Here is a 1,222-nt window from a genome sequence, read left to right as displayed (position 1 = left end):
GGAAACACTGATTTATTCCCGCCCGCGTGTACCGAGTCGGGCTGTAGGCTGGGATAATGGCCAAGGTCCTCTGTGAAGAGACGGTAAGCGATGCAGACGAGCTTCTCGGATCTGGAGTATGCCGCCAAGAAGAAGGTCACCCGCCGGGACCGCTTCCTCGCGGAGATCGAGTCGATCACGCCGTGGGCGGCGCTGGTCGCCGAGCTCGAGGCGTACTATCCCCGTGGTGGTGGCCGCGGGCGGCCGCCGATCGGCCTGGAGCGGATGCTGCGCATGTATGTCGCCCAGCAGTGCTTTGGGCTCTCCGACGAGGGCATCGAGGACGCGATCTACGACAGCCAGGCCATCCGGCGCTTTGTAGGGGTCGACCTCGCCCGGGAGTCGGCGCCCGATGCGACCACGCTGTTGAAGTTCCGCCGCCTGCTCGAGCGTCATCAGCTCACGCAGCGGATCTTCGAGGCGATCAACGCCCACCTTGCCGAGCAGGGGCTGATGCTGCGCGAGGGCACCGTCGTCGACGCGACAATCATCTCTGCGCCGCCGTCGACGAAGAACCGGGACAACGCGCGCGATCCCGAGATGCACCAGACCAAAAAGGGCAAGCAGTACTACTTCGGCATGAAGGCGCATATCGGCGCGGACGCGGCCTCCGGGCTGGTGCACTCGATGGTGGCCACAGCGGCCAACGCCGCCGACATCACCCAGGCGCACCACCTGCTCCATGGCGAGGAGCAACACGCGTTCGGTGACTCGGCCTATCAGGGCGTGGACAAACGCGGCGAACACCGTGGCAGCGCCACGCAATGGCATGTGGCGATGAAGCGCGGCGCGCGCCGGGCGCTCGGCGACGACGAGACCGGCCAGGTCCTGGAGGCCTGCGAGGTGATCAAGGCGAAGATCCGAGCCTACGTCGAGCATCCCTTCCATGTCCTCAAGAACCGCTTCGGCCACCGCAAGGTGCGCTACCGCGGCATCGCGAAGAACGAGGCGCAGCTGTACGCCCTGTTCGGCCTCGCGAATCTCCTGCTGGCTCGTCGAAGAACGCACGTTGTCCCAGGGGGAGGTGTGTCTTGAGACCGCAGAAAAGTGGTCCGAATGGCCCATATGCTGGCATTTCGCCAGCAGAGCGCACCGAAAGTGCCCTTGAAGGGCCAAGAACCCCGACTTTCCAGGGCGCTGGGCAGGCCCCGCTCCAAGAAACCGTCATTTGTTCAGCGTTTCC

At 65.0% G+C, this 1,222-nt stretch carries 1 protein-coding gene; it reads left to right on the top strand.

Annotated elements, in window-relative coordinates; translation table 11 throughout:
- The first annotated feature begins 90 nt into the window (after positions 1 to 90).
- Entirely contained in the window at positions 91 to 1,074 is a 984-nt protein-coding gene (locus tag ACQ754_RS17020; protein WP_440998240.1) for an IS5 family transposase, read from the top strand.
- The last annotated feature ends 148 nt before the right edge of the window (positions 1,075 to 1,222 follow it).

Origin of the sequence: Arhodomonas sp. SL1, assembly GCF_052060015.1 — a bacterium.
GTDB lineage: Bacteria > Pseudomonadota > Gammaproteobacteria > Nitrococcales > Nitrococcaceae > Arhodomonas.
The sequence above is the reverse complement of the archived record's forward strand: the minus strand, read 5'-3'. Positions and strand labels throughout refer to the sequence as shown.